Source organism: Myxococcus sp. CA005 (genome assembly GCF_006518205.1).
In the GTDB taxonomy this organism is placed as follows: Bacteria; Myxococcota; Myxococcia; order Myxococcales; family Myxococcaceae; genus Myxococcus; species Myxococcus xanthus.
The window spans coordinates 1-8061 of the sequence record NZ_SRLV01000159.1; the positions used below are offsets into that span (position 1 = coordinate 1).

The following is an 8061-nucleotide window of genomic DNA, read 5'->3' on the forward strand; positions in this document are numbered from 1 at the left end:
CCCCTGCCCCTTGCGCAGCCGCAGCCCCACCACCACCGTTGACACGTACGCGATGATGATGACCGCGAGCGACAGGGTGTCCGCGTGATTCAGCTCCTGGGAAGGATGAAGGAGAAGCCGCGCCAGGGTGATGACGAGCGAGAGGCTCGCGGCGACCGTGCGGAACAACACCAACCACACGAGCCGCGAACGAAAGGCGCCCCTCTCCGACGGGCGCACGCCCACCGCTGCTGACCTACTGGATGGCGCCGGCAAGCGAGAAGATCGGCAGATACATGCCGATGAGGAAGCCACCGACCACGCCGCCGAGGAACACCATGAGGACCGGCTCAATCATCGCCGTGAGGCTGTTGATGGCCGCGTCCACCTCGTCGTCGTAGAAGTCGGCGATCTTGTTGAGCATGGTGTCCATGGCGCCTGTCGCCTCACCGACGCCGATCATCTGGACCACCATCGACGGGAATACTTTCGTCTCGGCCAGAGGCCCCGCGATGTTCTTGCCCTCGGCGATCTTCCCGCGGACGTAGATGATGGCGTCTTCCACCGTGCGGTTACCGGCCGTCTTCGCGGTAACGTCCAGCGCGTCCAGGATGGGCACGCCCGAGGAAATCATGGTCCCCAGCGTGCGGGTGAACCGGGCCACGGCCACCTTGCGGAGCACGGGGCCGAAGACGGGCATGAAGAGGAACACCTTGTCCCAGAACTTCCGGCCACGCGGCTGGCGGTAGCTCCACGTGAAGGACATCACCACGGCGACAATCGAGCCAGCCACATGGAAGAAGTACTCCTGCGCCATGTGCGAGAAGTTCACGATCATCTGCGTCGGCCCCGGCAGCTCCGAGCCGAAGTCCGCGAACATCTTCTCGAAGACGGGCGTCACCTTCAGCAGCAGCACCGCCGTCACGCCGATGGCCACCAGGATCACGATGATCGGGTAGGTCATCGCGCTCTTGACCTTCGACTTGAGCTTCTCGTTCTTCTCCCGGTACGCCGCGAGCCGGTTGAGGATGGCGTCGAGGATACCGCCCACCTCACCCGCGGCGCAGAGCTGGACGTAGAGCTCGTCGAAGACCTTGGGGTGCTCCTTCAGCGCGTCCGCGAAGGTGCTGCCCTGCTCCACCTTGCTCTTGATGGCGAACAGCACCTTCTTGAAGGAAGGGTTGTCCATCTGGCTCGCGAGGATATCGAGGCACTGCACCAGCGGGAGGCCGGCGTCGATCATCGTGGCGAACTGACGGGTGAAGACGAGGATGTCCTTGCCTTCGACACCGCCGAAGCCGGGGATCGTGATGTCCCCGTCCAGCATGCTCTTCTTGCGCACCTTGACGGGGTTCAGCCCGAGGGACTTGAGGCGCGCGTTGACGGCCTCGACGTCCATCGCCTCCATCTCACCCTTTTTCGACTCCCCGCTCTTGGTCTTCGCCTCCCAGAGGAACTGGGCGGTGGCCTTCTTGGGAGTTGATGCCGACTTCACTGCTGGGGCTGCCATGAGCTGGACCTCCGCGGGTGCCGCGCCACTCTAACCGCTGATCTCCGAATCCCGGAACTAACGACCACCCGCTCCCCCGCCTGGCCGCTGCATTCCGGGCAAGGCCCCGCCGCCGCCCGTGGCCAGGATGTTGCGCAACTCCTCCGCGTCGCTAGAGCGTCCGAAGGCCTCGTCCTGGGTGATGAGCCGCCGCAGCAGCAGCGCCGCCAGGGCCTGGTTGAAGGTCTGCATGCCGAACTTCGCCTGGCCGACCTGCATGGACGAGTAGATCTGGTGGACCTTGTCCTCGCGGATCAGGTTCCGGATTGCGGGGTTGGGCACCATCACCTCCAGCGCCAGGATGCGGCCGGGGCCGCCCGCCTTCGCCACCAGCGCCTGGCTCATCACGCCTTCCAGCACGAAGGACATCTGCGCGCGGACCTGCGGCTGCTGGTACGGCGGGAACACGTCCAACACGCGGTTGATGGTCTGCACCGCGCTATTGGTGTGTAGCGTCGCGTAGCAGATGTGGCCCGTCTCCGCGATGGTGAGCGCCGCTTCAATCGTCTCCAGGTCACGGAGCTCACCGACGAGCACCACGTCCGGGTCCTGGCGGAGGATGTACTTGAGGGCCGTCTTGAAGTTCCGCGTGTCCGCCCCCACCTCGCGCTGATTCACGAGGCAGTTCTTGTGCGGGTGCAGGTACTCGATGGGGTCCTCGATGGTCATGATGTGCTCATGACGCTCGGTGTTGATCTTGTCGATCATCGAGGCCAGCGTGGTGGACTTGCCCGAACCCGTGGGGCCCGTCACCAGGATGAGCCCGCGGGGCTTCTTCACCAGCTCCGCCACCACCGGCGGCAGGCCCAGCTCCTGGAACGTCAAAATCTTGAAGGGAATGGTCCGGAACGCCGCGGCGACCGCGCCACGCTGCATGAAGATGTTGGCGCGGAAGCGCGACAGGCCCTTCACGCCGAAGGACAGGTCCAGCTCGTTGTCCTCTTCGAACTTGTGCTTCTGGGCGTCCGTGAGGATGGAGTAGCAGAGCTGCTTCGTCTCCACCGGGGTCAGCGGCGCCGTCTTCAAGGGGACGAGCTCGCCGTCGACGCGAAGCTGCGGCGGAGAGCCGGTGGTGACGTGGAGGTCGGAAGCGCCCTTCTCGACCATCGCCTTGAGGAGCTGGTGCAGGTTGGCCACGGGGGGATGTCCTTCGGGGGAGTGCGGTGGGAGGAAGGTTGACTAGAAGCGGTCCGGGGCGGTGTTTCCCACCACCTCTTCCAACGTGGTGGCGCCGTCCATCATCTTGCGAAGACCGCTCATGCGCAGGCTGCTCATGCCCAGGCGGATGGCCTCCTGCTTCAGCTCCGCGGCGGAGGCGCCGTTGATGACCAGCTCCTTGAGGCCGTCCCAGAAGGGCATGACCTCGTAGATGGCCACGCGGCCGCGGTAGCCACGGTCGTTGCAGTCGCGGCAGCCGACCTTCTCGTACATCGTGAAGGTGCCAATCTTGTCCGGCGGAACACCGGCGTCGATGAGCGCCTGCTCGTCCACGTTCTCCGCCGGCTTCTTGCAGGCCGGGCACAGACGACGCGCCAGACGCTGGGCGAGGATGAGGTTCAGCGAAGCCGTCACGAGGAACGGCTCGATGCCCATGTTGAGCAGACGGCTCACCGTGCCCGGGGCGTCGTTGGTGTGCAGCGTGGAGAGCACCAGGTGGCCCGTGAGCGCCGCCTTCACGCCGATTTCCGCCGTCTCGAAGTCGCGGATCTCACCAATCATGATGATGTCCGGGTCCTGGCGGAGGAAGGAGCGCAGCGCCGCGGCGAAGTTCAGGCCGATGTCGTCATGCATCTGCACCTGATTGATGCCGGCGAAGTTGAACTCGACCGGGTCCTCCGCGGTGCAGATGTTGGTGTCCAGGCCGTTGAGGCTGGAGAGCGCCGAGTACAGCGTCGTCGTCTTGCCCGAGCCCGTGGGGCCCGTCACCAGCACCATGCCGTAGGGCCGGTCGATGGCCTCCTTGAACCAGGCCAGCGGCTGCGCGTCGAAGCCCAGCTTCGTCATGTCGAGCTGGAGGTTGCTCTTGTCGAGCAGACGCATCACGACCTTCTCGCCGAAGAGCGTGGGGCACACGCTCACGCGGAAGTCCATCTCCTTGCCGCCGCCCATCTTGATCTTGATGCGGCCGTCCTGCGGCAGGCGCCGCTCGGAGATGTCCAGCGAGGCCATGATCTTCAAACGCGAGGTGATCGCGTTGCGCAGCTTCATCGGCGGGCGCATCACCTCGTACATCACACCGTCGATGCGGAAGCGGACGCGGAAGTCCTTCTCGTAGGGCTCGACGTGGATATCGGACGCGCGCTTCTTGATGGCGTCCATGAGGATGAGGTTCACCAGCTTGACCACGGGCGCGTCGTCCGCGGCCTTGGCCATCTCATCGATGTTCTCCGTCTCTTCCTTGGTGACCTCGATGTCGTCACCGACGTCGCCGACGATGTCCTCCAGCGACGGGCCCTTCTCCGCGTAATAGCGCTCGATGGCCTCGCGGATGGAGACCTCGGAGGCGACCACCGTCTCGATGTTGTAGCCGGTGAGGAACTTCAGGTCGTCCACCGCGAAGATGTTGGACGGGTCGCACATGGCCACGATGAGCGACGGGCCCGCGCGGTTGACGGGCACCACCAGGTGCTTCTCCGCCACTTCCTTCGGCACCAGTTTGATGATGTCCGGCTCGACGTCGAAGTCCTTCAGGTTGATGGCCGGCACGCCATATTGCTTGGAGAGGAAGTCGGTCAGCTTCGACTCCTCGATGGCGCCCGTCTTGACGAGCGCGGTGCCGATGCGCGTGCCGTTCTTCTGCTGCTCTTCCTGGGCCTTGCGCAGCTGCTGCACGGAGATGAGGTTCTCGCGAACCAGCAGTTCACCGAGTCGACCGGACATTCGTTGATGCCTCTTCCTTGAAGAAGAAAGAAGCGGGCGGGGGCCCGCCTCCGAGCTCAAAGACGCTGGAGCGGTGCCCGGGTGATCCTCACCCCATGGCACGGTTCCTGATTGCGAATTAGAGGGGAGCCGCGCGCGCGCGTCAAGGCGCGCTCGCCTGCTCCCCTGCTGTCACAAACCGTTGAACGGACACGGGAAAATTGCTCAGCTCTCCTCGCGCGCAATCACTGCGCGCGCGGCCTCCACGTCACGCTTGATCTGCCCCGTCAGCTCCACCACCGAACCGAAACGCTGCTCGGGGCGCAGGCGGTCGAGGAACTGCACGCGCAGCTCCTTGCCGTACAGGTCGCCGGTGAAGTCGAGCAGGTGCGCTTCGATCGTCACCTCCGTGCCGCCAAAGGTAGGCTTCACACCGATGTTCGCCGCACCGCCATGCCAGGTGCCCTTTGACTCGCCCGGCAGTTGGACGCGGATGGCATAGACACCCGGTGCGGGGCGCAGCTCGTTCTGCGTGTCCACGTTCGCGGTGGGAAAGCCGATGCCCCGCCCCCGCCCCGCGCCCGTCACCACCGTGCCATCCAGGTCGAAGGGACGGCCCAGCAGCCGCCGCGCCGCGGACACGCGCCCCTCCAGGATGTACTCGCGAACGCGCGATGACGACGCCACCACGCCATCCACCGTGACGGGAGGAACCACGTGCACCGTGGCGCCACGCCGTGCCGCGGCCTCGCGCAGCGTCTCCGCGGTGCCGCGCCGGGCCGAGCCGTAGGTGAAGTCGCTGCCCACCACGACGTGCGCGACGCCGAGCGCGTCGAAGAGCGCTGCCTCGAAGTCCGCGGGCGGCGTGCGCGCGTATTCGCGCGAGAAGGGTTGCACCACCGCGGCGTCCAACCCGAGCTCCTCGAACAGCTCCAGCTTGCGCGGCAGCAGGGTGATGAGCTTCGGCGCCAGCTCCGGCTGGAGCACCTTGCCTGGATGGGGATTGAAGGTGAAGGCGGCGGCCCGCCCGTGGCGGCGCGCCTCCGCGAAGAGGGCCTGATGGCCCACGTGCACACCGTCGAAGTTGCCCAGCGCGAGTGCCTGTCCGGCCAGCGCCCGGCCCGCGTCCGCCACCGCAGGGTAGACCTTCATGGGCTCCCGTATACTCCAGGCCTCGCGTTTTTCCCTGGCCAAACCCGTCGTCGCCGTGGTTGGTGGCGCCCGCCCATGTCCCGTCCTCGCCTGCTCCCCGAGCCCGTTGGCCTCAAGTTCGTCACCCAGGAGACCCCGCCGGACTGGGACGCCGAATTCGGTTTCAGCGGACCGCTCGAGCTGGAAATCGGCTCCGGCGCGGGCGGCCACGCCCTGGAATACTGCCGCCGCCACCCCGAGGTGCGCTTCGTCGCCTTCGAGTGGCGCAAGAAGTACGCGCGCGACACCCAGGACCGCGCGGACAAGGCGGGCCTGCGCAACCTGCGCGTCATCGAATCCGACGCCCGCTTCATCGTGCCCCGCATCTTCGCGCCCGATTCGCTCGCCGCCATCCACCTCCAGTTCCCCGACCCCTGGTGGAAGCGCTCCCACGCCAAGCGCGCCGTGATTCAGCCCGCGTTCGCCGAGCTGCTGTACGGCAAGCTCGCACCGGGCGGACTCTTCGACATGCGCACCGACGTCCAGGACCGCGGCGTGACGATGCTCGCCATCTTGGAATCCGTTGGTTTCAAGAACCCCCTGGGTTCAGGTGTTTTCCATCCCTATGACCCGGAGGAAGTGCCCTCCACGCGTGAGCGCCGCTACCTGGCCAGCGGGGAGCCCGTGTATCGGGCGCGGCTACTGAAGCCTGCCTGACGTCGCGCCACGGGCGCGCGCCGAGCCTCTTGCATCCCCGGTGCGGGCAGTAAGAATGGCGGGCAACCCCGCACCGCGCGCGGGACGATTGCACCGGGGGCGAGACATTCATGGCGGATGGCGAACGGAAGAGGACGCTGGAGGTCGCCCGCCGTGCCCCCCTCGCAGGGGAACTCAGTGGCCGCACGGTGCTCCTCGTGGACGATGACCCGGTGCATCTCCGGCACGTTCGCGACGGACTGGCCCCTCACGGTTACGTCTTCACCGAGGCCCATGACGGCGCCCAGGCGCTCTCCGCCATCCGGGAGTCCCGCCCCGACCTCATCCTCATGGACGTGGAGATGCCGGGACTGGGCGGCGTGGAGGTGTGCCGCATCATCAAGGCGAACGCGGGCGAGGACGGCTTCGGCTTCATCCCCGTGATTCTCATGACGGCCCGGCAGGCCGCGGGAAAGGTGGAGGGACTGGAGCTGGGGGCGGATGACTACCTGGTGAAGCCCTTCGACATGCTCGAGCTGTCGGCCCGCGTGAAGTCGATGCTGCGGCTGAAGGCGTTGCAGGACGCGCTGGTGGAGAAGAACCGGGAGCTGGACCGCGCCAACAAGGAGCTGGCGGCGCGGCGCGAAGAGCTGCTGGCGCTCACCCGCACGGATGCACTCACCGGCCTGTCGAACCGGCGCGCCTTCGAAGAGCGGCTGAACGACGAGTTCGCCCGCTCGCGGCGTTATGGAGCGCCCCTGTCCCTGGTGATGCTGGACATCGACCACTTCAAGCGCATCAACGACAGCTTCGGGCATCCCTTCGGAGACCACGTGCTGAAGGCCGTGGCCCAGACAGCGCGGGCGCGGCTGCGGGAAGTGGACCTGCTGGCACGTTACGGCGGCGAGGAGTTCATCGCCCTGCTCCCGGAGACAGGCCCCGCGGACGCGCTCCGGGTCTGCGAGCGGGTGCGCGACGCCATCGCCGCCCTGGAGCTGGAGCATGTGGGCGGGAGTGGCAAGCCGCAGTGCGTGCGGCTGACCGCGTCATTGGGCGTGGCCACGGTGCCGTCGGGCGACCTCCCGAGCGCGGAGGCGCTGCTGCGGGCTGCCGACGCCAGCCTCTATGCGGCCAAGGGAGCAGGTCGCAATCGCGTCCATCAGCACGCCGCGTGACATGTCCGAACCTCGGGCTTTCCCCCGGCGGCGCTTTGACCTAAACCCCTGTCCCCATGCGTCTCTCCGCGACGATGCCCTGGCTGGTAGCGCTGGTCCTGCTGCTGAGCCTGGGTGGCTGCAACCGGCCGCGCTTCGGCACCCCGCAGGACGCCTACACGTCCTTCCACCGGCTGGTGAAGCGAGGGGAGCTGCAGCAAGCGTGGGGCGCGCTGTCCAAGCCCACCCAGGACGCGCTGGCGCAGCGTGCGCAGGTGGTGGGAGAGGCCTCCGGGGGTGAAGAAAAACCGGAGCCCATGGCCCTCTTCTTCGCGAATGTCCCTCCGCCTCCGGATGTTACGGAGGTCTCGCTCGTCCGAGAGGAGGGAGACGTCGCGACAGTGCTCGTGCGCGCGGGAGAAAGCTCCCACGAGGTCCGGATGGTCCGTGAGCCATCCGGGTGGAAGGTCGACCTTTCAGCATCCCTCCAGCCGTAAAGCCGGGCATGCCCGGAAAACTCGCATCAGGTAACGTACGACTGTGAACGACAGGAAGACACGGCGGGTGATTCCCGCGGTCGAAGTCATCCGGCGCCCGGCAACGACGCCAGGCACTGCCGCTCCGACCCCGACTCCGGCGCCCACGCCGCGCCCCACGCCTACCCCGCGCCCCACGGGAGTGGCGCCCACGCCC

Annotated in this window: 7 protein-coding genes and 1 pseudogene; 3 read left to right on the plus strand and 5 right to left on the minus strand. The window is 66.8% G+C overall.

From position 1 onward, the window contains the following. The 5 genes and pseudogenes from FMQ63_RS36325 to FMQ63_RS36345 all read right to left on the minus strand — a co-directional run. Positions 1-174 (minus strand): annotated as a pseudogene (locus FMQ63_RS36325) (PAS domain-containing sensor histidine kinase); the annotation flags it as partial. Between the two features lie 61 nt (positions 175-235). Then, positions 236-1489 (minus strand): type II secretion system F family protein, encoded by a 1254-nt coding sequence (locus tag FMQ63_RS36330; protein ID WP_011555737.1) that lies wholly within the window; start codon positions 1487-1489, stop codon positions 236-238. 57 nt (positions 1490-1546) lie between these two features. Then, positions 1547-2665, minus strand: a complete 1119-nt coding sequence (locus FMQ63_RS36335; protein WP_011555738.1) for a type IV pilus twitching motility protein PilT — start codon at positions 2663-2665, stop codon at positions 1547-1549. 42 nt (positions 2666-2707) lie between these two features. Then, positions 2708-4408, minus strand: coding sequence for a type IV-A pilus assembly ATPase PilB (gene pilB / locus FMQ63_RS36340; protein ID WP_011555739.1), 1701 nt, complete (start codon positions 4406-4408; stop codon positions 2708-2710). A 204-nt stretch (positions 4409-4612) separates the two neighbouring features. Next, on the minus strand, positions 4613-5539 hold the full coding sequence (locus FMQ63_RS36345) for a bifunctional riboflavin kinase/FAD synthetase (RefSeq protein ID WP_011555740.1): 927 nt from the start codon (positions 5537-5539) through the stop codon (positions 4613-4615). Positions 5540-5614: 75 nt separating this feature from the next. On the opposite strand from FMQ63_RS36345, the gene FMQ63_RS36350 reads away from it, so the two are divergent. The 3 genes from FMQ63_RS36350 (at position 5615) to FMQ63_RS36360 (ending at position 7865) form a co-directional block, all read left to right on the plus strand. Further along, positions 5615-6235 (plus strand): tRNA (guanosine(46)-N(7))-methyltransferase TrmB, encoded by a 621-nt coding sequence (locus FMQ63_RS36350; protein ID WP_011555741.1) that lies wholly within the window; start codon positions 5615-5617, stop codon positions 6233-6235. Positions 6236-6345: 110 nt separating this feature from the next. After that, on the plus strand, positions 6346-7389 hold the full coding sequence (locus tag FMQ63_RS36355; RefSeq protein ID WP_011555742.1) for a diguanylate cyclase: 1044 nt from the start codon (positions 6346-6348) through the stop codon (positions 7387-7389). A gap of 56 nt (positions 7390-7445) precedes the next feature. Next, positions 7446-7865, plus strand: coding sequence for a hypothetical protein (locus FMQ63_RS36360; RefSeq protein WP_011555743.1), 420 nt, complete (start codon positions 7446-7448; stop codon positions 7863-7865). Positions 7866-8061: the final 196 nt, after the last annotated feature.

Bases quoted from the DNA above. Each gene is read 5' to 3' on its own strand.
- FMQ63_RS36355 (WP_011555742.1), top strand. From the start codon at position 6,346: ATGGCGGATGGCGAACGGAAGAGGACGCTGGAGGTCGCCCGCCGTGCC.
- FMQ63_RS36350 (WP_011555741.1), top strand. From the start codon at position 5,615: ATGTCCCGTCCTCGCCTGCTCCCCGAGCCCGTTGGCCTCAAGTTCGTC.
- FMQ63_RS36345 (WP_011555740.1), bottom strand. From the start codon at position 5,539: ATGAAGGTCTACCCTGCGGTGGCGGACGCGGGCCGGGCGCTGGCCGGA.
- pilB (WP_011555739.1), bottom strand. From the start codon at position 4,408: ATGTCCGGTCGACTCGGTGAACTGCTGGTTCGCGAGAACCTCATCTCC.
- FMQ63_RS36360 (WP_011555743.1), top strand. From the start codon at position 7,446: ATGCGTCTCTCCGCGACGATGCCCTGGCTGGTAGCGCTGGTCCTGCTG.
- FMQ63_RS36330 (WP_011555737.1), bottom strand. From the start codon at position 1,489: ATGGCAGCCCCAGCAGTGAAGTCGGCATCAACTCCCAAGAAGGCCACC.